20 protein-coding genes are annotated in these 18900 nt (G+C 68.0%); 8 read left to right on the forward strand and 12 right to left on the reverse strand.

Translation table 11 applies throughout. The features are described 5' to 3' along the window. Positions 1-30 precede the first annotated feature (30 nt). Positions 31-1356, forward strand: a complete 1326-nt coding sequence (locus tag ACKI2N_RS09340; RefSeq protein ID WP_420994150.1) for a capsule biosynthesis protein — start codon at positions 31-33, stop codon at positions 1354-1356. Positions 1357-1392: 36 nt separating this feature from the next. Here ACKI2N_RS09340 and ACKI2N_RS09345 read toward each other — a convergent pair whose 3' ends face one another. Further along, positions 1393-2604, reverse strand: a complete 1212-nt coding sequence (locus ACKI2N_RS09345; protein WP_420994151.1) for a globin domain-containing protein — start codon at positions 2602-2604, stop codon at positions 1393-1395. A 251-nt stretch (positions 2605-2855) separates the two neighbouring features. On the opposite strand from ACKI2N_RS09345, the gene ACKI2N_RS09350 reads away from it, so the two are divergent. Next, on the forward strand, positions 2856-3368 hold the full coding sequence (locus tag ACKI2N_RS09350; protein ID WP_420994152.1) for an RrF2 family transcriptional regulator: 513 nt from the start codon (positions 2856-2858) through the stop codon (positions 3366-3368). Between the two features lie 44 nt (positions 3369-3412). Here ACKI2N_RS09350 and ACKI2N_RS09355 read toward each other — a convergent pair whose 3' ends face one another. From ACKI2N_RS09355 to ACKI2N_RS09375, 5 genes are all read right to left on the reverse strand, one after another. Beyond that, on the reverse strand, positions 3413-3871 hold the full coding sequence (locus ACKI2N_RS09355; RefSeq protein ID WP_420994153.1) for a cupin domain-containing protein: 459 nt from the start codon (positions 3869-3871) through the stop codon (positions 3413-3415). Between the two features lie 16 nt (positions 3872-3887). Continuing rightward, entirely contained in the window at positions 3888-4325 is a 438-nt protein-coding gene (locus ACKI2N_RS09360) for a carboxymuconolactone decarboxylase family protein (RefSeq protein WP_420994154.1), read from the reverse strand. Between the two features lie 130 nt (positions 4326-4455). Further along, entirely contained in the window at positions 4456-5886 is a 1431-nt protein-coding gene (locus ACKI2N_RS09365; RefSeq protein ID WP_420994155.1) for a PLP-dependent aminotransferase family protein, read from the reverse strand. A gap of 155 nt (positions 5887-6041) precedes the next feature. Then, a complete protein-coding gene (locus ACKI2N_RS09370) occupies positions 6042-6476 on the reverse strand; it encodes a MarR family winged helix-turn-helix transcriptional regulator (protein WP_420994156.1) in 435 nt (144 codons plus the stop codon). 146 nt (positions 6477-6622) lie between these two features. Beyond that, entirely contained in the window at positions 6623-7498 is an 876-nt protein-coding gene (locus ACKI2N_RS09375) for an AraC family transcriptional regulator (RefSeq protein ID WP_420994157.1), read from the reverse strand. A gap of 114 nt (positions 7499-7612) precedes the next feature. On the opposite strand from ACKI2N_RS09375, the gene ACKI2N_RS09380 reads away from it, so the two are divergent. Beyond that, positions 7613-8056, forward strand: coding sequence for a hypothetical protein (locus ACKI2N_RS09380; RefSeq protein WP_420994158.1), 444 nt, complete (start codon positions 7613-7615; stop codon positions 8054-8056). Between the two features lie 202 nt (positions 8057-8258). On the opposite strand, the gene ACKI2N_RS09385 is transcribed toward ACKI2N_RS09380, so the two are convergent. Continuing rightward, entirely contained in the window at positions 8259-8582 is a 324-nt protein-coding gene (locus tag ACKI2N_RS09385) for a hypothetical protein (RefSeq protein ID WP_420994159.1), read from the reverse strand. 535 nt (positions 8583-9117) lie between these two features. Here ACKI2N_RS09385 and ACKI2N_RS09390 point away from each other — a divergent pair. Both ACKI2N_RS09390 and ACKI2N_RS09395 read left to right on the forward strand, forming a co-directional pair. Continuing rightward, positions 9118-9480 carry a hypothetical protein gene (locus tag ACKI2N_RS09390; RefSeq protein WP_420994160.1) on the forward strand — a complete coding sequence of 121 codons (363 nt, stop codon included), beginning with the start codon at positions 9118-9120 and terminating at the stop codon, positions 9478-9480. Positions 9481-9783: 303 nt separating this feature from the next. Next, on the forward strand, positions 9784-10350 hold the full coding sequence (locus ACKI2N_RS09395) for a TetR/AcrR family transcriptional regulator (RefSeq protein ID WP_420994161.1): 567 nt from the start codon (positions 9784-9786) through the stop codon (positions 10348-10350). 116 nt (positions 10351-10466) lie between these two features. Here ACKI2N_RS09395 and ACKI2N_RS09400 read toward each other — a convergent pair whose 3' ends face one another. Next, positions 10467-12239, reverse strand: coding sequence for an MBL fold metallo-hydrolase (locus tag ACKI2N_RS09400; protein ID WP_420994162.1), 1773 nt, complete (start codon positions 12237-12239; stop codon positions 10467-10469). Between the two features lie 131 nt (positions 12240-12370). Next, on the reverse strand, positions 12371-13801 hold the full coding sequence (gene fliD, locus ACKI2N_RS09405; protein ID WP_420994163.1) for a flagellar filament capping protein FliD: 1431 nt from the start codon (positions 13799-13801) through the stop codon (positions 12371-12373). 544 nt (positions 13802-14345) lie between these two features. Here fliD and ACKI2N_RS09410 point away from each other — a divergent pair. Further along, complete coding sequence (locus tag ACKI2N_RS09410; RefSeq protein WP_420994164.1) at positions 14346-14609, forward strand: hypothetical protein; 264 nt, start codon at positions 14346-14348, stop codon at positions 14607-14609. Between the two features lie 71 nt (positions 14610-14680). Here the strand turns inward: ACKI2N_RS09410 and ACKI2N_RS09415 are convergent, their stop codons facing one another. From ACKI2N_RS09415 to ACKI2N_RS09425, 3 genes are all read right to left on the reverse strand, one after another. Continuing rightward, positions 14681-15106, reverse strand: coding sequence for a rubredoxin (locus tag ACKI2N_RS09415; protein WP_420994165.1), 426 nt, complete (start codon positions 15104-15106; stop codon positions 14681-14683). 278 nt (positions 15107-15384) lie between these two features. Next, a complete protein-coding gene (locus ACKI2N_RS09420) occupies positions 15385-16593 on the reverse strand; it encodes a zinc-binding metallopeptidase family protein (protein WP_420994166.1) in 1209 nt (402 codons plus the stop codon). Between the two features lie 184 nt (positions 16594-16777). Then, entirely contained in the window at positions 16778-16954 is a 177-nt protein-coding gene (locus ACKI2N_RS09425) for a hypothetical protein (protein WP_420994167.1), read from the reverse strand. A gap of 346 nt (positions 16955-17300) precedes the next feature. Here ACKI2N_RS09425 and ACKI2N_RS09430 point away from each other — a divergent pair, with 346 nt between their 5' ends. Both ACKI2N_RS09430 and ACKI2N_RS09435 read left to right on the forward strand, forming a co-directional pair. Further along, positions 17301-17831, forward strand: coding sequence for a sigma-70 family RNA polymerase sigma factor (locus ACKI2N_RS09430; RefSeq protein ID WP_420994168.1), 531 nt, complete (start codon positions 17301-17303; stop codon positions 17829-17831). Next, complete coding sequence (locus ACKI2N_RS09435; RefSeq protein ID WP_420994169.1) at positions 17831-18859, forward strand: FecR domain-containing protein; 1029 nt, start codon at positions 17831-17833, stop codon at positions 18857-18859. Before ACKI2N_RS09430 ends, ACKI2N_RS09435 begins: the two co-directional genes overlap by 1 nt. Positions 18860-18900: the final 41 nt, after the last annotated feature.

Raw genomic sequence — 18900 nt, forward strand, 5'->3', positions numbered from 1 at the left:
CCATGAATGCACAAGAGACCTCTGTTCTAAATGGGACCGTCTGATTTTCGGCAGTTGGCAAGGTACCGGCGAATCCTCCTGCTGCAAGGTCCGAATGGACCATTCTTTGCCCGTTTGCGCGATTTTCTCGAAGACGAGGGACGCCAGGTCTGGAAGGTCAACTTCAACGGCGGTGACGATCTCTTCTACCGCAACGGAAGGATCACGCGCTTTGCGGGCCAGATGACAAGCTGGCGATCGTTCCTGCGCGATCTGCTGATATCGCAGCGCATCGATGCCATCGTCGTGTTCGGCGATTGCCGGCGGCCTCATCGCATGGCCTCGCAGGTTGCACAGGAACTCGGAATTGCATTCTGGGTCTTCGAAGAAGGCTATGTCAGGCCCGGTTACGTGACGCTCGAGCTTGGCGGTGTCAACGCGAACTCGCCCATCGCGCCGTTATCGCTGGCGGACATGCCGGCAGTCAAGCCACAACCCAGGTACCGCAGCTTCCGGCATGGCTTTGCCCTGATGGCTTGGTATTCGTTCTGGTACTTTGCCGGCGGCATGCTTGGCTGCAACCGGTACCGGCACTACCGGCACCACAAACCATTCGGGTTCCGGGAGCTGGGGTGCTGGGTGCGGGCGGGCATCCGCAAGCCCCTTTACCGATGGCAGCAACGCAAGAGCGTAGCTGGCCTGCTGGCGAAGCATCGTCCCGCATTCTTCATCGTGGCACTGCAAGTGCACAACGATAGCCAGATCTTGACCCACAGCCCGTGGCAAAGGATAGAGGCGTTCATTGAGTCGACGCTGTTTTCCTTTGCCCGGCATGCGCCGGCGGACTGCGTTCTGGTTATCAAGCACCATCCGATGGATCGTGGACACACGAACTATGCCGCGGCGATCCGGGCGTGCGCGCGGCGTCTGGATGTGTCGGGTCGGGTGGTCTATCTGCACGATGCCCATCTGCCGACGCTTCTGCAACGTTGCAGCGGGCTCGTCACGATCAATTCCACGGCGGGCCTGCAGGCGCTTTTCCACGGCGTGCCGGTCATCGCGCTGGGTCGCTGTTTCTATGCGAAGGAGGGTGTCAGTTACCAAGGCTGCCTGGACGACTTCTGGCGTGATGCCCGCCCGGCAGATAAGAAAATGGTGGCGCGCCTGCGCAACTATGTGATCCACGTCTCGCAGGTCAATTCTTCGTTCTACGCGGACGGGGCGCCAGGCCGGGCGGAGATGCCGGCGCGCAGCTTGCCGGGCTTGTGGGTGCGGCTGTACTGCGGGCCTGGATTGCGCACGCCCTGGCTGGTGGATGTCGTCGGCCAGGCCGTGCCCATCGCATTGCAGTGGGCAGTCATGCATCTTGCCGCCTGAACGGCGACGGGCGTCGGAGCCCGTCGCTCATCCCCCCTACAACAACCCATCCAGCAAATCCGGCCCGAACACCTCGCGATGCACGCGCTCGGCCTTCACGCCGCGCGCTTGCAGCGCGGCGCGCTGTGCCTGCATGAAGGGCAGCGGGCCGCAGAGGTAGAAGTCCGCGTCGGCGAGGTCCTCGCCGGCGAAGATGGCGTCGAGGTCCATGCGGCCGGGCAGGGCGGGCTGGGCCAGGAACTCGGCCTGCTCTGCGGATTCCAGGAAGAAGTGCGTGCGCAGGCCGGCTATCTGGCGCGCGGCGTGCCTGATGTCCTGGACGTGGGCGACATGCGAGGCCATGCGCGCGGCGTGGCCGAAGACGACCTTGCGCGCGGGGTTGCGCCGGGCGACGGCGTTGAGCGCGGAGATCATGGGGGTGACGCCGACGCCGGCGGAGAGCAGCACGATGGGGGTGGCGGGCTCGATGGCGGGCGCGAAGTCGCCGAAGGGCTGGCTGACCATCAGGACGTCGCCGGTGCCGGCATTGTCGTGCAGCCAGTTGGAGACCGCGCCGGCCGGCTGGCTGGTGCCGTCGCCGCGCTCGCGCTTGACGGAGATGCGCCAGGTGCGGCCGTTGGGGGCGTCGGAGAGGCTGTACTGGCGTTGCTGGAAGACGCCGGGCGAGAGTTCGGCCACCACGGAGATGTACTGGCCGGGCAGGAAGTCGGCCAGGGTGGTGCCGCCGACGGCTTCGAGCGTAAACGAGGTGATGTCGGCGCTTTGTTCTTCGCGCGCGACGATGCGCGCCGGCTGGCGGTGGTCGGGGCCGGTGCCGGCGCGTTCGTAGAGGCGCGTTTCGGCGGCGATCAGCTCGGCGGCGAGCAGCCAGTAAGCTTCGTCCCAGGCGGCGACGAGTTCGGGGGGGGCGGCGTCGCCGAGCACCTCGCCGATGGCGCCGAGCAGGTGGCGCGCGACGATGGCGTAGTGGCTGGGCTTGATGCCGACCGAGGCGTGCTTGTGGACGATGCGGCTGACCACCGGGGCCAGCGCGCTGTTGTCGCCGTAGTTGGCGGCGTAGGCGAACACGGCGGAGGCGAGCGACTGCTGCTGCGAGCCGTTGGCCTGGTTGCCCATGTTGAACAGGTTGGTCAGTTCGGGCCTGTCGGCGAACATGTTGCGATAGAACGTGGTGGTAATGGCCAGGCCATGTTCGCGCAGCACGGGGACGCTCGCATCGATCAGGGGTCTCGATTTTTCAGACAGCACGGCAACCTCCAAAGATATACACTGAATGCAACAAATATGGCGAATGAATCCGCGTCATGAGCGGTGGCGGCGGGGCGATCCGTCTTTGTTCGCGGCGCCTCGGAACCCATTCTATTAAACATGCATTTTCGGTGCAACATAAATTTGCCGCGTTGCAAAAGATGTATCGGGGGGCCATGTTAGACTTCGCGTGCCTTCTCCCGACGGCACGATGCCCGCACCATGATCCGCACGGCGGAGGACCACTTTGCATGAGACTGACCGACTACACCGACTACAGTCTGCGGACCCTGATCTACGTCGCGGTCCATCCGGGCGAACTCGTCACCATCCAGCGCATCGCCGATGCGTTCGACATTCCCAAGAACCACCTGATCAAGATCGTGCAGAAGCTCGGCCAGGCGGGCTTCCTGCATACCGTGCGCGGGCGCGCGGGAGGGATCGAGCTGGGCCGGCCGGCGGCAGCGATCAACGTGGGGGAGGTGATCCGCACCATGGAGTCGGACTTCCACCTGGTGGAATGCTTCCAGGGCGACGACAACCATTGCGTCATCACCCGCGTGTGTGGCCTGCGCGGCGTGCTCTCGGCCGCGCTGCGGGCTTATTTCGAGGTGCTGGATGCCTATAGCCTGCAGGACCTGGTGGAAAGGCCGGCGGCGCTGAGCCGCGCGCTCGATCCGGATGGCGGCACGGTGACCGGCATTCCCGTCAAGAGCGTGACGCGCAAGGCGCGGGCGGCGCCCGGCGGCGACGCGGCAGGGTAGGCGGTGACGGCGGTCACGGCGGTGAAGGCGAAATCGGGCGTGGCCTAGCGGGGCAGCGGCTGCTTGATCGGCTCGCCTTCGCCGGCGATGGCGAACACCAGCAGCTTCGCGGGCCGGGTCTTGCTGGCGTTGCGCGCGACCAGGTGCTGCGCGCCGGGTGGCTCGTACCAGCTTTGCCCCGCGGCGTAGGTCCTGGCCGGCTCGCCGCCGAGCTGCGAGACCACGCTGCCTTCGAGCACGTACGCGAAGATCGAGCCCGGATGGGTATGCGGCGTGGAGACCTGCCCGGGCGCGAAGGTGACGGTGGCCATCAGCACGTTCTTGCCGGCGGCCTCGGGGATCGCCTGCTTCATCACCGGCTGCACGTTTTCCTCGCCCGCGCCGGGCTTGCCGTCCGGCGCATGGGCGCGCGCCTGTCCCGCGCCGGGCAGGGCCAGCAGGGCCGGTACCACGGCGGCGAGGATCAGGCGGGACGCCGCGGGTTGTCGCTTGGATCGGATCATGATGTGTGTCTCCCGCTCAGGCCGGCAGCTTGCGGAACGCGATCGCGAAGCGGTTCCAGCTGTTGATGGCGGAGACCAGCAAGGTCAGGTCGACCAGCTCGGCATCGTCGAAATGCGGGCGCACGGCGTCCCAGGCGGCGTCCGGCACATGGTCCTGCGCTACCAGCGTGACGGTCTCGGTCCAGGCCAGGGCGGCTTTCTCGCGGTCGGTGAAGAAGGGCGTTTCGCGCCAGACCGACAGCGTGGCCAGGCGGCGGTCGTCCTCGCCGCCCTTGCGCGCGTCGGTGGTGTGCAGGTCGATGCAGTAGGCGCAGCCGTTGATCTGCGAGGCGCGCAGGCGCACCAGCTCCACCAGCGGCTGTTCCAGGCCGCTCTTGGCGATGCGTTCTTCCAGCCCGGTCAGTGCCTTGATGGCGGCGGGGCTGGCTTTGTAGAAGTCGAGACGTTGTTGCATGGCTTGCTCCTCGTTGGCACCGCCGGGGATGGGGTGCGGCAGGAGCAAGGTTAGGAGCAGCACTGGTTATTAAAAATAGCCAGTTTCCGGTAATTTGAGGTAACCAGTTCCGGAGCCGGAAGGTGCCGGCCTAGGCGCCGGCCGCGAGCACGCCGGCCAGCTTTTCCATGCCGGCATGGATGTCGGCCACGCCGATGCCGCCGTAGCCGAACAGCAGCCCCGGCGTGGGCGTGCGCCCGCCATACATGCCGGAAATGCCGTACAGCCCGACCGACGCGGCAGCCGCGCGCCCGATCAGCGTCCGCTCGTCCTGCGCGGTTTTCAGGTGAGCGACCAGGTGGATGCCGGCCGCCGGCGTGCGGGCCGCCAACCACGGCGCCAGCGGGCCGTTCAGGTGCGCCAGCAGCGCCTCGCGGCGCGCGGCGTATTCCTTGTGCATGCGCCGCAGGTGCTTGGCGAAGTAGCCGTCGAGCATGAACTTCGCCAGCGCGGTCTGCGTCATGGCGCAGCTATGCCAGTCGCCGACCTGCTTGGCGCGGCGCATGGCGGCGGCGAGCGGCGCGGGCGGGATCACGTAGCCGATGCGCAGCTCGGGGAAGATGGTCTTGGAAAAGGTGCCCACGTAAGCCACCACGCCGCCGTTGTCCAGGCTCTTGAGCGATTCCATCGGCCTCCCCATGAAGCGGAACTCGCCGTCGTAGTCGTCTTCCACCACCAGCGCGCCGCGCCGCTGTGCCCATTCCAGCAGCGCCACCCGGCGCTCCAGGCTCATCGCCATGCCGAGCGGGAACTGGTGGGAAGGGGTGACGTAGACGATGCGCGCGTTGTCCGGCAGCGCGTCCACCACCAGGCCCTCGGCGTCCACCGGCACGTAGGCCAGCCGCGCGCCCAGCGCGGAGAAGGCGATGCGCGCGGGCGGATAGCCGGGATCCTCCACCGCCACCACGTCGCCGGGGCGGAGCACCACGCGCGCCACCAGGTCGATGGCCTGCTGCGCGCCGTGCGTGACGAGCACGTCCTGCCAGTTGCTGACCACCGCGCGGCTGAACGCCAGGTAGCGCGACACCGCCAGGCGCAACTCCTGCTCGCCGGCGGGGTCGCGGTAGGTGCCGCGCCCGCGCGCCTGCACGCGCAGCGCGTGGCCCACGCAACTGCGCCATTTGTCGAACGGAAACAGGCTCTTGTCGGTCACGCCGCCGACGAAGTCGAAGGCTGGCGCCGCGTCCGGCGGCGTGTGCGGCAGGGCATCGGGCAGCGCTTCCCAGATCGAGCCGGCACCGGGTCCCGGGATGGCCGGGGAGGGCGGCGGCGCCAGCCGGGTCATCTCGTGCGCGACGAAGGTGCCGTCGCCGGCGCGCGAGCGCAGGTAGCCTTCGGCGATCAGGCGCTCGAAGACATCGAGCGTGGTCTTGCGCGACACCCCGAGCCTGGTGGCCAGGTCCCGCGTGGACGGCAGCCGCTCGCCCGGCGCCAGCCGGCCATCCACGATGCCCGCCCGCAACTGGCGGTAGAGCTGGCCGGCCAGCCCCTGCCGGCCGTGAATATTCAGATGGACGTCCATGTACTGGTTACCTGTGGCGCAAGGAATCAGGTTGATTCTACGTGCCGGTCCGAGGGCATTCCATCGGTCCAGGCATGGCGATCCGTTCACGCGCCATCGCCCGGGCCGCGCGCAAGGCGGTCCAGGGCACTGCCTGGCCGCGCGGGCTACGACGCTCAGGCCGAGAACTTGTCCAGCAGGCGCAGCAGTTCGTCGAACTCCGCCTTGCTGAAATCCTTCAGGCGCGCGTTCAGCACTTCGGGGGCGATTTCCGGAATCCGCTGCGCCACGACGCGGCCCTTGTCGGTCAGTTCGAGGTTGACCACGCGGCGGTCCTCGAGGCTGCGCGAGCGGGCCAGCAGACCCTTTTGCTCGAGCTTGTCCAGCATGCGCGTCATCAGGCCGGTGTCGATGACCAGCAGCTTGCTCAGCTCGAACGGGGTGGCGGCGGTGCCGCGCGACAGCGACAGCAGGATGCCCATCTGCTGGGCGGTGATGTCCAGTTCCTTGAGCGCGGCATCCATTTCCATCAGCACGAGGTTGCGCGCCTTGTTGAGGTGGAAGCCGACGCTTTTCGTGAGGTTGAAGTTTTCCTTGGTGTAGTGCTTCATCGGGTTCCTCACGTTCGGATGCAGATGGCCCGATGTTATTTGATGCATCAGATAACTTCAAGGTCAGAATCTACGGCATGCGGCCCTGCGGCTTGGCGCGCGCGGCGCGGGGAGCAGGGAGTTGGGAGCAGGGAAGGCCGGCGTCCCTATGCCCCCAGCCCGCGGCTGGCAAAGTAGCGGGCCGGCGAGTCCCCGAACGCGCGGCGGAACATGGCGATGAAATTGCTCGGCGTGGCATAGCCCAGCGCTTCGGCCACCTGCGCCACCGCCTCGCCGCGCGCCAGCCGCTCCAGCGCGTGCGTCAGGCGCGCCTGCTGGCGCCAGTTGGCAAAGCTCAGCCCGGTCTCGCCGAGGAACAGGCGCGACAGCGTGCGCGGCGACACTCCCGCCCACCCGGCCCATTCGGCCAGGCTGCGGTGATCGTCGGGATGCTCCAGGATGGCGCTGCTGATGCGGCGCGCGCGCCGGTCGACCGGCAGGGGCAGGTGCAGCGGCTCGCGCGGGGCCTGGCGGATTTCGTCGAGCAGGACCGCGATGATGCGCTGCTGCGCCGCGTCGGGCGCGTGCGGCGCCGGCCACGAGGCGGCACGCCCGATCAGCGCGCGCATCACCTCGCTGATGCCGAACACGCAGGGCAGCGGCGGCAGGTCCTGCTCGCGGGCCGCCGACGGCGCGATCCACACGTTCCAGCCGCTCAGCACGCCGCTGATGCTGATGCGGTGCATCTCGCCCGGCGGCATCCAGCCGGCGCGCTGCGCGGGCAGCAGCCAGGAGCCGTGGCGCGTGCGCACGTGGACCAGGCCATTGTCGATGCAGAACAATTGCCCGCGCAGGTGCCGGTGCCAGCCGAGCTCGCGGGTGCCGAGGCGGAACGCGTTGCCGTCCTGGTCCGAGCCGCGCATGGCGATCAGGGCGGGGCCGCCCGGCTGTTCACTGGTATCGGCGAAGGCATCGAGCAGGCGCCGCGTGGCGGCCGTGACCGCCGCATCGTCGTCCGCCGGGTTGGGCGCGGAGGTTCGCATGGCTCAAATACGTTGTTTTTAGTCTGGATAGCGTTATCGAGTCTAACCGCTTCCGCCGGATACTGCTTCCGAGGCGCAACCAGCTGTATCGATCCCGCGCCGCAGGAGAGCAATATGCAAGAACAGGTTTCCGGTTTCCGTGGGTCCGGGGCTTTCTTCATCCACGACATTTCCGCCTTCCCGCTCGTGCTCGGCCGGACCGAGACCATGGCGCCGGGGTATGCCGGCCAGTGGTGCGAGGAGATGACCACGCTGGTGCGGCAGGAACATCCTTTCGTCATCGTCATGGGCCCGCAGGCGAGCGCCGAACAGCACGAGGACCGCCGCCTGCGCGCCCTGTGGCTGAAGCACAACCGCGAGCAGCTCGTGCTGCGGTGCCGGCTGCTGGTCTACGTCGAGCCGGATGCCATCAAGCGCGCCGGGCTGTCCGCGCTGGCGGCGATGGCGGTCAAGGCATTCGGCGTGCCGGTGGCGCTGACCGCCGGCATGGACGAGGCGCTGGCGCGCGCCGCGGAAGTCCTGCAGGCCGAAGCAAAACAGATGGCGCACGACAGCTGAGCGGCACGCAACCGCTCGATGCCTGCGATCATCAGGCGCACAGAAGAGGAAAGAGGAAAGCGGGAAGGAAGAAAAGAGGAAGCCCGGCCGCCGGGAAAACCGCCGGCGGCCGGGCCTGGCTTACCGCGCCGCGCGCGCGGCAAGCCAGAATGTAACTGTGGGCCGTGGCGGTCGTGCGGGTATCGCCACGCGCTGGCCTGGCTTACTGGGACTTGGCGCCATCCGTATACGGATCGCGCGTGCCGGACTTGGCACCGTCGGTATAAGGGTCGCGCGTGCCGGCCTTGGCGCCATCGGTGTAGGGATCGGCCTTGGTCTGGGTCGCGTTCAGGTCCGACCGGGTGGACTGCTTGGCGCCGTCCGTATAAGGGTCGAACTTGCCCGTCTTGGCGCCGTCGGTATAGGGGTCTGCCTTGCCCATCTTCGCGCCGTCGGTATAAGGGTCGGTCTTCTTTTGCTGGGCGTAGCTCGCGCCTGAGGCTACGGCCGCAGCGACAACTAACGTCATGGTGAGGACTTTGCGCATCGTTTGCTCCGGTGATGATGACAGGGCGTCCGGGGGAGATCCCCCGGTGGCAGACCGGGGGACGCCCGAGCTTATGCTGTGTTTCGCACTGTTAAATCCTAGGAGCGAAATTGGGGAGTCCGTAGGAAAACCTTGTAAGTGCATGTTGCGCCGTGAGACCGGACCCCGTCCCAATAGGCCTTGCGGCACCTCGATGGTATTTATGTGACCAATAATTCATTTTTTGACCGGTGCGGGCGGCTTCTGGGCGATTTCCGCATCCTGCCCGAACGCCACCGAGAAATTCTTGGGAAAACTCCTTGACTATCTATCTACCAGTAGATAATATTCGGGTCATGGAAGCCGCTGCTCCGCCCCAGCCAGAACGCTGAAGCAGGAAAGAGGATCCAGCGCAGTACCCGGGGACTCCCCGTTTTTTTTGCCCAGATCATCTATCTACTAGTAGATAACAGCAAGAGAAACGCCGGACTCCAGAGCGCCTTACCGATTCGATTCCGCCCCCAGCGCGGATCCTCAATGTGAAATGGAGAAGATCATGAACGCCAAGCTCATCGCCAAGACCGTCATCACCGCCGCCACCCTCGCCGCCGCCTTCGTGGCCGGCCAGGCACAAGCCTCGGGCCCCAAGGACAGCAGCATCGCCGGCGACAAGTACGGCTATGTGTTCCGCACCGACGCCCGCGATGCCTATACCGACGGCGCGCGCAGCGTAGACCAGTTCACCGACGGCGCCCGTGCCGGCAAGTTCGACACCTTCACGGACGGCGCCCGCACGGTGGCCGGCCTGGACCGCAGTGGCGTGTCGGCAACCCCGGCGCGCAGCGGCAACCGCGATGCCTTCACTGATGGTGCCCGCACCGGCAAGTTCGACGTCTTCACCGAAGGCGCCAACGCCTGATCTGGCCGGGCATGACGCCTGACCGCGAAAAGCGCTGCGGGGGGCGGCAGGGGGCGGCCGGCCAGTGCCGGTCACCCCGTCCCGCCCGCGATTGCGGCGGGCCAATGGAACCGAGTTGGAGTACATGATGAATCTACGGGACAGCTTCCTGATACTCGCCGGCTGGGTCGGGCTTTGCCTGGTCAGCGGCTCTCTGGTCACGGTAGTCGCGCAAGTGCTGCCTTCCTGAGCAGCAGGCGCGGCTTTTGCGGCCGCACATGGAATTGCCTTGAGTATCTATCGACAGATAGATAAAATCACGCCATGAAAACGCAATCCGTACGCGAACAACTGCTCGAACACACGCTCGTGCTGATCCGCCGCCGCGGTTTCAACGGCTTCAGCTATCGTGACCTTGCCGAGCTGGTCGGGGTGAAAACCTCGAGCATCCACTATTACTTCCCCGCCAAGGACGACCTGGTGCTGGAAGCGGTCAAGGAATACAGCGCGCGCATCACCGAGCGGATCCGCAATATCGACGCCAGCCTGCCGCCGCACGAGCAGGCGGACGCCTATCTGAGCTTTCTGCGCACCGCGGCCTGCGGCGACCAGATCTGCCTGGCCGGCATGCTGTCGACCGAGACGCTGTGCCTGCCCGAGACCGTGCATGCCGAGCTCAAGGCGTTCTACCGCATGAACGAAGACTGGCTCATGGGGCTGATCGAGCGCGCCCAGAGCGAGTACGGCAAGGTCTACCCGGTGTCGCCCAGGGCGCTGGCACAGGTGATCTACGGCGCGCTGCAAAACGGGCTGGTGGTGGCGCGGCTGTTCTGCGCGCCGGAGCGGCTGGAGTCCGCGGCGGAATTGCTGATGGCTTCGCTGTCGAAGTGACGTTGCCGGAATAAGGCAAGCGCGCCTGCGGTTTTTCACGCTTGCAATATGAAGAGGCTGTCCCGGTTCCGGCATGGAACCCCGGACAGCCTCTTTTCATTTGGCGTTTCCCGCGGCTAGGGGCGCGCCAGCGTGCGCCACACGCCGTCGTCGTCCACCACGGCGCCATCCACCGCAAGCTTGTTCAGGTGCGCCAGCAGCGAGCGCTGCGCCACCGGCAGCATGCGTTCCGGCACGTCGTCGTACACGCGCAGCAGCAGGACTTCGATCGCGCTGTCGCCCAGCTCGCGCAGCGCGTTCAGCACCTTGGCCTCGCGCTGCAGGCGGTGGCGGATCAGCGTGCGGATCGCATCGGCGGGCCTGGCCATCAGGAAGCCGTGGCCGGGCGCCAGCCATTCCAGGTCTTCGTGCTGCAGCGCCGCCAGCGACGCCAGGTAGGCGTGCATGTCGCCATCGGGCGGATTGATGACGACCGTCGAGCCCTGCATCACGTGGTCGCCGGTAAACAGGGTCTTTTCTTCTTCCAGCAGGAAACACAGGTGATTGGATGCGTGCCCGGGCGTGTGCACCACGCGCAGGGTAGAGCCGCCGCCCAGCGCCAGCCGCTCGCCGTGCTCCAGGATGCGGTCCGGCTGGAAGGTCTGGTCCTGGCGCGGCGTGGCCGGCGCGGGGCGGCCCAGCACGGGCGCGCCGGTGGCGGCCTTGAGCCGCGGCGTGGCCGGCGAGTGGTCGAGGTGGGTGTGGGTGGCCAGGATCCAGCGCACCGGGCCGGGCGCCGCGGCCAGCACGGCGGCCAGGTGGGCGTCGTCGTCCGGGCCCGGGTCGATCACGGCCCACTGATTGGCGTCGGGGTCGCCGACGAAGTAGGTGTTGGTGCCCGGCCCGGTCATCACGTTGCCGTTGCCGGCGGTCACGCGCCATACGCGCGCCGAAAGGCGCACGGCCTCGCCGGTGGCCAGTTCGTAGCGGGCGTGGCCCGCGCCGTGCGGATCGATCCGCTCGATCTCGGCATAGGCAGGCTCGTTCGGCAGCACCGGCCGCAACCCGCCGCCGCCCTTGGCCAGGCGCGGCATGATGCGCGCAATGCCGCGCAGTTGCGCAGCATGGTCGAAGCAGGCCTGCGCGCTCTCGAAGCGGGCGATCGAGGCGAGCGTGCGGCGCGTCACCGGCACCATCTTGTAGCCGCTGGCGGCATCGAGCGCGTCGGCCGGACGCACCCAGATATGCTCCACCGCTTCCTCGCCGTCGTGCACGGCGGTTTGCCCGGGCGGCGCGACCGCGACGAAAAAGCGCGTGTCGAAGCGCTTGGGCAGGCCGGGCGGGGTAAGCCAGTGGCTGTGATAGGCCAGGCGGTCCACCGCCAGCCGCACCTGCAGGCGCTCGCAGATCTGCGCCATGCCGGGGCCGCCGCGGCGCGCGGGCTGGCGCAGCCAGTCGTGTTGCTGCGCGTCGCGCGCCTGCAGCGCATCGAGTTGCGCGAGCGTGCCGCCCGCGTCGCTGGCGAACAGCAGGCCGGCTTCCTCGAAGCACTCGCGCACCGCCGCCAGGTAGAAGTCCAGGCCGCCCTCGGGCACGCCCAGGCGTTCGCTGGCCGCCGCGTCGTCCAGTCCGGCGCAGTACGCGTGCAGCGCCTTGTCCTGCGGGTCCAGCGTGCCGCCGGGAAAGACGAAGGCGCCGCTGCTGCGGTCGTCGTTGCGCTCGGCGCGGCGCACCATCAGGACTTCCATGCCGGCGGCGCCGTCGCGCACGACCAGGATGCTGGCGGCGTGGCGCAGGGACGCGGGGCGCGCAGACTGGGACTGCGGCCGGGGGTCAGGCGGGAGGGCGGGCTGAGAGGCGGGCTCGGGGACGGAAGGCGGGGTGTTGCCGCTCTTTTGTGGTTCGCTCATGTCTGGCGGATGTCTCGGTGTACTGGCGGGTCAAGGCCCCTAGTGTAGCGGCATCGCCCGGTTATGCCAGCGGGGGAAAGCGAGACATGGCCGGCCCTGCGCCGCCCCCGGGGAGGGGGCGGCTGCGGCGCTTACTTGCTGTTGCTGCTGTTGTTCATCGCGGCGAACTGCTGCGTGAGGTAGCTGCTGGTCGAATTCAGCCGGGTCATCATCAGGTCGAGCTGCTCGAACTGCGCGCGGTAGCGAGCCATGGTGGCGCCGATGTCCGCCTGGGCCTTCGTGTACGTGGTCACCAGGTTCTTCATGTTGGTCTGCACGCCCTCGGAAGCGGTGGTCAGCGTCCCCTTGGGGTCGTTGAACGACTTCGCCAGCGCGGACAACTGGTTGCCGTAGCCGGACTTGCCGTCCGTGCCGCTGAAGAGCTGCGCCACGCCGGTGCGGTTGGAGGTCAGGGCCTTGTTCAGCTTGTCCGTGTCCAGCGCCATGCTGCCGTCGGACTTGAACGTGATGCCGACCTGCGTGAGGTTGACCAGGCTCTTGTCGCCGGATGCGTCCTGCGGCTTGTTGAATACCCCGGCGAGCTGGTTCTGGATCGAGCGCAGCGCGCCGTCGCCCAGCAGGACGCCGGCGGCCTTGGTGTTCTTGTCGAAGCTCGCCAGCTTGGCCGCGGTGCTTTGCAGGGTGTTGTAGGCGGTGACGAAGTTCTGCACCGCCGTGGACATCGCCCCGGTGTCGGTGGCCGCGGTCACGGTGCTGTCGCCGGTCTTGAGCAGGTTCAGCGTGAGGCCCGGGACGGCGTCCTGCACGGTGTTGGACGAGCTCGTGACGGCCAGCCCGTTGACGGTCAGCTTGGCGTCGACGGCCTTGATGTTCTCCGTCATCGACTTGGTGCCGGCCGGGTCGTAGGTCATCAGGTCGGAGATCATGCTGGGATCTCCCACGCCGTTGCTCTCGACCGAGACGCGCATGCTGGACTTGGCGCCGGTGGTGTTGGAGGTCAGCACGATGTGGTACGGCGTGCTGCCGCCGTCATTGACGATGCTCGCCGTGACGCCCGAGTTGGACGCATTGATGGCGTCGCGGATGCCCTGCAGCGTGTTGTTGGTGCCGTTGATGTTGATCTCGGCGGCCTTGGCGCTGCCGGGCGTGAAGACGCCGGCTTCGGTGGTGCCGAATTCGATCTTGATCTTGGCGCTGCCCAGCGGCATGCCCTTGCTGTCGACGACGCCCTTGGACACCAGCGTCTGCGAGGTGGCCAGCTGCGTCACGTTGACCGCATAGTTGCCGGCCGTGGCGGTCTTGTCGCCCGACACGGTCAGCACGTCCTTGTTGCTCGAGGAGGTGGTGGTGCTGCTGTACAGGCTGGCCTTGCCGAGCGCGGCGGCCGCGCTCTGGAAAGAGGCCAGCGCGCCCTGCAGCAGGCTGTACGCGGACAGCTTGTTGGTGTGGACGGTTTGCTGGTTGACGAGCGGCTCGAGTTTCTTGTTTTCCGCGTCTTCCAGGTTTTTCAGCAGGGTACCCAGATCTAATTTAGATCCGATACCGATCGATGAAATTGCCATATTTCAGCCTCTGATAATGCGTTGGAGGGAAAATCAGCCGGACCGCCCGGGCGGTCCGGTATCGGGGAGGCCCTGTCGCGCGCAGGTGGAATGGCTGGCACGCAGGGAATTTCCCGGGCGAATATGCGAAGGCGCCCCGCAAGGCAGGCGCCGTATTGCGACTGGCGCCGGCGTCAGGCAGGTGCTCCGGTGCCGGCCGCTGGCTGTCGCTCGCCCCTGATGCTGTCGGGTCGAGGAAGATGCAGGCGCGCATCGATCCTGTCCGCGACCTGCCGGAAGAGCGCTAGGCGCCGGGCGGTTGACCGGGGGGAAAGCCGTTACCGTGTGCCTGACTCTTCACGCTCAAGATCGTAAAGGCAAGCGCTTCCTGCCAATCGCCGGAACAGGGACGGAAAAACGGGCTTGCTCGCGCTCAAAAAAAGGCGCCGGCGGCCGCCCCCTGGGGAAAACGAGGCAGCAAATGTCTCCTTTGTCTCCTAACATGCAGTCAAAAGCGCATGTCGGCCACGACAGAATCACGCCAGGACCAAGCCAGGAGAGGGAAATGGACCGCAAAGGCCTGCTCGACGCAGCACAGGTGCTGGAAGACCTCGCGGCCGGCCTGCAGCCGGACGGCAAGCGCCTGGCCGCGGGTGCCCGGGCGCTGTGCGCGATGCATGCGGATCATCCGTCGTGGCGCGACATGACGGACGCCGCCTTCGCGCTGGAGGCGCTGGCAGGCGGCAGCGCGCTGGGCCTGGACCAGAAAGGGCGCGCCCGCGCCGGCCGGCTCGCGGAAGTGGTGCGCAGCCTGGTCGATTCGCTATAGCAGCTGCTAGCGGCTGATAGCGGCTATAGCCTCTCAGCCGCGCGGAGCCGCCGCGGGCCCGGGATGGCGGCCTAGAATTCCACCATCGCAAAATCTTCCTTGCCCACGTCGCACTCCGGGCAGCGCCAGTCGTCGGGGATGTCTTCCCAGCGCGTGCCGGGCGCGATGCCGTCCTCGGGCAGGCCGGCCGCCTCGTCGTAGACCCAGCCGCAGATGATGCAAACCCATTGGCGCAATGCCGTGGCGGGCGCCGTGGCCGGCGGCATCGCGGGCGCGGCGCGATCCTGCGCGCGCGCGGTGCCGGCGCCCGGTTCGTCCAGGCTGAAGACCGCGGGTGCGTCGGTGCCTTGCCCGCGATGCGCGAGCTTGTCCTGCAGCACAGCCAGCAGTTGCTGCGCTTCCTCCGCGGTCAGGTCGATCCAGTACGGGTCTCCCGCGCCGTCGTTGAGTCGCGCGGGGGAAAACTGCAGTTCGATTGCGGTGCCTTTCTTGTACATGCCTGTGGAAATGAATGCCGGGATGCGCGCGCCGGATTGCCGGCGTGGGCCGGATGTCCGGTGTGGCGATGGTGACGGGCCGACATTGTCGTCGAGTTTCGTCCGGCCCGCTGTTTCCCGGGCCGGCTCTGCCGTGCCGGGTCGCACCAACGCCGACAGCGCAGTTTATTGGCGCGGCCGGAATCGATAAAGAGACATTGGCGCGACATATAGTCCCTGCAAGCGGGACAATGAGAACGCCCGAAGCCGGTGTGCCGGGCCTGGCCCCCGCGGGCGCCTCAGCCGGCAACGGCCGGACCGCTCCCGGCGGCCGCCGCCGGAGTTGCGGTGACTGGCGTATCCGGCACTTCAGGTACTTCAGGCGCTGCGGGTGATTCGGGCGATTCCATCGATTCCGTCGATTCGGCCACTGCCGGCACCTCGGGTATCTTCGGCTGCGGCCCGGCCGCCACCACGTCGTGCACGAAGCGCAGCTTTTCCACCACCTTGGGCGAGAGCGCGAACGGATAGCCGTCCGCGAGGCCCAGGCTGCGGTTCAGGCTGTTGAGCACGTAGGTCAGCGGATACCAGCGGTTCATCAGGCTGTCGAAACTCGACACTTCGACCGGCGTCTGGTCCGTCAGCACGGGTTCGCCCGCGTTGCTCGGGTTGAGTTCCAGCCCGCAGGCGGCGGCGGTGTCCACGGTATCGACGATGTGCAGGTAGTGCGCCCAGGTCTCGGCCCAGTCTTCCCACGGGTGCATGGTCGCGTAGGCGCTGACATGGGCCTGCTCCCAGCCTTGCATGGTGCCCTGCTCGTAATGCGCGGCCAGCGCGGCGGCGTAGTCCGCCCGCTCGTCGCCGAACAGCGCGCGGAACGGTTCGAGCCAGCGCGTGCCGGCCACCAGCCGGTCGAAATAGTAGTGGCCGATCTCGTGGCGGAAGTGGCCCAGCAGCGTGCGGTACGGCTCGCTCATCTCCGAGCGCGTCTTTTCGCGGTGCGCATCGTCGGCCTCGGCGATGTTCATGGTGATCAGGCCATTGTCGTGGCCGGTCATCACGCGCTCCTCGCCCACGTCCTCGAGGAAATCGAACTGCAGCCCGCCCTCGGCATCCACCTCGCGCGAAACCACCGGCAAGCCCAGCGCCGCCAGCGTGTAGAGCACGCGCCGCTTGGCGGTTTCCAGCCGCCACCAGTAGAGCCGGTTGTTCGGCGTGGCCAGGAACGGCGTGGTGCGGGTCAGCTGGCAGGCATCGCACAGCGTGTTCTCGGAATCCGCCGGAATCATCCAGTTGCAGACTTCCTGGACCGCGTAGTTGTGGCACTGGCGGTAAAGCGCGCCGTCGGCCTCGCCGTTGAGGCAGCGCCAGTTATCCTCGCCGGCGGGCTCGAAGGCGCAGACCTGCGACAGCTCGGGGACATAGCCGAGCAGGGCGTTGCAGCGCTCGCACGTCACATTCTCGAAAAACACCAGATTGCTGCATTTTCCGCAGTGGAAGGTCTTCATGGCTCGCCTGTGGTTTCCTCGCGCGGGCATCCCGGCATCCCGGATATCCCGTCGCGCCTGTGCTTGCCCGTTGTTGCTGCCGCCGCCGAGTGCGACGCGGGCCGGGCAGGATTTACATCGCCGGTAACAACTGCGCGCAGTCCGGGCACGGATGCGCCCGTTCTGAGCGACGGCGCGGCCGGCGTTACTGCTGCGGGCAATGGCGGGCGGACGAGCCAGGCCGGTCCGCCGGCTGGCTGCTCTGGGGATCGCGCTCGCCGGGCTGGCTGGTCTTGCGGCCTTCTCCGGGCTGCTCGATATGGCCGCCTGGGCGGGGGCTGGCACGCCCGGTCGTCCCCGGGCGGCTGAGCGGATGGTTCATGGCCTGTCTCCGTACTCCGTATCGATGGGTGAAACGGGGTCCTGCGGACCCGGTCGCGGCACACGCTTGCTTGCACGGTGCCACGACGAACCAGGGTTGGCAAGATCCGTGCCGGTGAATGGCTCCCGCAAGCCATGGCGGGGCTTTTCCTGGCGCTTGACGCGGGGCAGGGGCGACAGGCCGACAGCGCGACGGCGCCGCGGGCGCCTTGCCATCCGCATTGCCGCCCGCTTACAATAAACGAGAATGATTCTTATCTTCGCTTGATTTGTCCCGATTCATCCGCGTTCGACAAGCGGCCGCCGCACGCCAGGCGGCCGCTTGCGTTGCGGGCCGCACGCCACCCATGTCCGTAGCCGATTCCGCAGCCGATCCCGGCCTTTGCCAGCAGGTTCACCTTCTCTACAGCGACCATCATGGCTGGCTGCGCGGCTGGCTGCGCAAGAAGCTGGGCAATGCCATGGACGCCGCCGACATCGCGCACGACACCTACCTGCGCGTGCTGATCTGCGGCGCGGCGCCGCAGCCCGGACAGTCGCGCCGCTACCTGACGCAGATCGCCAACGGGCTGCTGGTCGACCTGTACCGCCGCCGCGCCATCGAAGCCGCCTACCTGGCCACGCTGGCCAGCCAGCCCGAGGCGCAGGCGCCGTCGCCGGAGACGCGCGCGCTGGTGCTGGAGGCGCTGGTCGAGATCGACGCCATCCTCGGCCGGCTGGCGCCGAAGGCGCGCCAGGCCTTGCTGCTATGCAAGCTGGAGGGCCTGAGCTACCGCGAGATCGCCGACCGGCTCGGGGTGTCGGTGTCCTCCGTGGAAAAGTACATCGCCGCCGCGCTGGTGGCCTGCTGCGGCGCGCTGCACGGGTGGGCGGCCTGATGGCGCCCATGCCGGCGCGCGCCGGCGAAGGCGGCGCGGCCAGCGGGCAGGGCGGCCCGGTCGATCCTGCCGTTCTGCAACGCGCGGCGCGGTGGCAGGCGCGGCTGTGGTCGGAACAGGCCAGCAGCGCCGACGCCGCCGCTTGTGCTGCCTGGCGGGCCGCCGACCCGGCCCACGAGCGCGCCTGGCAGTGCCTGCAGGCGGTCGGCGACAAGCTGCACAGCGTGCCGCGCGAGGTGGCGCTGGGCACGCTGCTGGCCGCGCCCGGCGCAGGCCGGCCGCGCCGTCCGGCGCGCCGCAAGGTGCTCGGCGCGCTGGGCCTGCTGGCGCTGGCAGGCGGCAGCGCCAGCCTGGTCCGCCGCAGCGAATCGTGGCAGGTCGCCACCGCCGACTACCGCAGCCCCGTGGGCGAACTGCGCGACGTGATGCTGCCCGACGGCACCCGGGTCCTGCTGGATACCGGCAGCGCCATCGACGTGCGCTACGGCGCCGCCGAGCGCCGCGTGATCCTGCTGGCCGGCCAGATCCTCGTCGCCACCGCGCCCGATCCCGCCCCCGCCTACCGGCCCTTCCTGGTGCAGACGCGCGAAGGCACCGCGCGCGCGCTCGGCACGCGCTTCGCCGTGCGCCAGCAGGACGGCGCCTCGCGCGTCGCGGTATTCGAAGGCGCGGTGATGCTGCAGCCGGCGCGGCCGGGCGCGCCTTCCCTGCGCCTCGATGCCGGCCAGCAAGCCGCGCTGCGCGCCGCCAGTGCCGGGCCGCCGGCGCCGGTGGACGATGCGGCTGGCGCCTGGGCGCGCCGCCAGCTGGTGGCCGAAGGCATGCGCGTGGCGGATTTCCTCGCGGAGCTGGCGCGCTATCGCCACGGCGTGCTGCGTTGCAGCCCCGAGGTGGCCGGGCTGCGCGTGAGCGGCGTGTTCCCGCTGGCGGACACCGACCGCGCGCTGGCCAACCTGACGCTGGGCCTGCCCGTGGAACTGGTCTACCGCACCCGCTACTGGGTCACGGTGAAGGCGCGCGAGGGCTGACGGGCGCCCGGCCGAAAAAAAACATGCCGTGGCATTGAGGG

It is taken from the genome of Cupriavidus sp. 30B13, from assembly GCF_049059565.2.
In the GTDB taxonomy this organism is placed as follows: Bacteria; Pseudomonadota; Gammaproteobacteria; order Burkholderiales; family Burkholderiaceae; genus Cupriavidus.

Bases quoted from the DNA above. Each gene is read 5' to 3' on its own strand.
- ACKI2N_RS09435 (WP_420994169.1), top strand. From the start codon at position 17,831: ATGGCGCCCATGCCGGCGCGCGCCGGCGAAGGCGGCGCGGCCAGCGGG.
- ACKI2N_RS09380 (WP_420994158.1), top strand. From the start codon at position 7,613: ATGCAAGAACAGGTTTCCGGTTTCCGTGGGTCCGGGGCTTTCTTCATC.
- ACKI2N_RS09385 (WP_420994159.1), bottom strand. From the start codon at position 8,582: ATGCGCAAAGTCCTCACCATGACGTTAGTTGTCGCTGCGGCCGTAGCC.
- ACKI2N_RS09365 (WP_420994155.1), bottom strand. From the start codon at position 5,886: ATGGACGTCCATCTGAATATTCACGGCCGGCAGGGGCTGGCCGGCCAG.
- ACKI2N_RS09410 (WP_420994164.1), top strand. From the start codon at position 14,346: ATGGACCGCAAAGGCCTGCTCGACGCAGCACAGGTGCTGGAAGACCTC.
- ACKI2N_RS09390 (WP_420994160.1), top strand. From the start codon at position 9,118: ATGAACGCCAAGCTCATCGCCAAGACCGTCATCACCGCCGCCACCCTC.
- ACKI2N_RS09415 (WP_420994165.1), bottom strand. From the start codon at position 15,106: ATGTACAAGAAAGGCACCGCAATCGAACTGCAGTTTTCCCCCGCGCGA.
- ACKI2N_RS09350 (WP_420994152.1), top strand. From the start codon at position 2,856: ATGAGACTGACCGACTACACCGACTACAGTCTGCGGACCCTGATCTAC.
- ACKI2N_RS09420 (WP_420994166.1), bottom strand. From the start codon at position 16,593: ATGAAGACCTTCCACTGCGGAAAATGCAGCAATCTGGTGTTTTTCGAG.
- ACKI2N_RS09395 (WP_420994161.1), top strand. From the start codon at position 9,784: ATGAAAACGCAATCCGTACGCGAACAACTGCTCGAACACACGCTCGTG.
- ACKI2N_RS09400 (WP_420994162.1), bottom strand. From the start codon at position 12,239: ATGAGCGAACCACAAAAGAGCGGCAACACCCCGCCTTCCGTCCCCGAG.
- ACKI2N_RS09355 (WP_420994153.1), bottom strand. From the start codon at position 3,871: ATGATCCGATCCAAGCGACAACCCGCGGCGTCCCGCCTGATCCTCGCC.
- ACKI2N_RS09375 (WP_420994157.1), bottom strand. From the start codon at position 7,498: ATGCGAACCTCCGCGCCCAACCCGGCGGACGACGATGCGGCGGTCACG.
- ACKI2N_RS09430 (WP_420994168.1), top strand. From the start codon at position 17,301: ATGTCCGTAGCCGATTCCGCAGCCGATCCCGGCCTTTGCCAGCAGGTT.
- ACKI2N_RS09425 (WP_420994167.1), bottom strand. From the start codon at position 16,954: ATGAACCATCCGCTCAGCCGCCCGGGGACGACCGGGCGTGCCAGCCCC.
- ACKI2N_RS09360 (WP_420994154.1), bottom strand. From the start codon at position 4,325: ATGCAACAACGTCTCGACTTCTACAAAGCCAGCCCCGCCGCCATCAAG.
- ACKI2N_RS09340 (WP_420994150.1), top strand. From the start codon at position 31: ATGGGACCGTCTGATTTTCGGCAGTTGGCAAGGTACCGGCGAATCCTC.
- fliD (WP_420994163.1), bottom strand. From the start codon at position 13,801: ATGGCAATTTCATCGATCGGTATCGGATCTAAATTAGATCTGGGTACC.
- ACKI2N_RS09370 (WP_420994156.1), bottom strand. From the start codon at position 6,476: ATGAAGCACTACACCAAGGAAAACTTCAACCTCACGAAAAGCGTCGGC.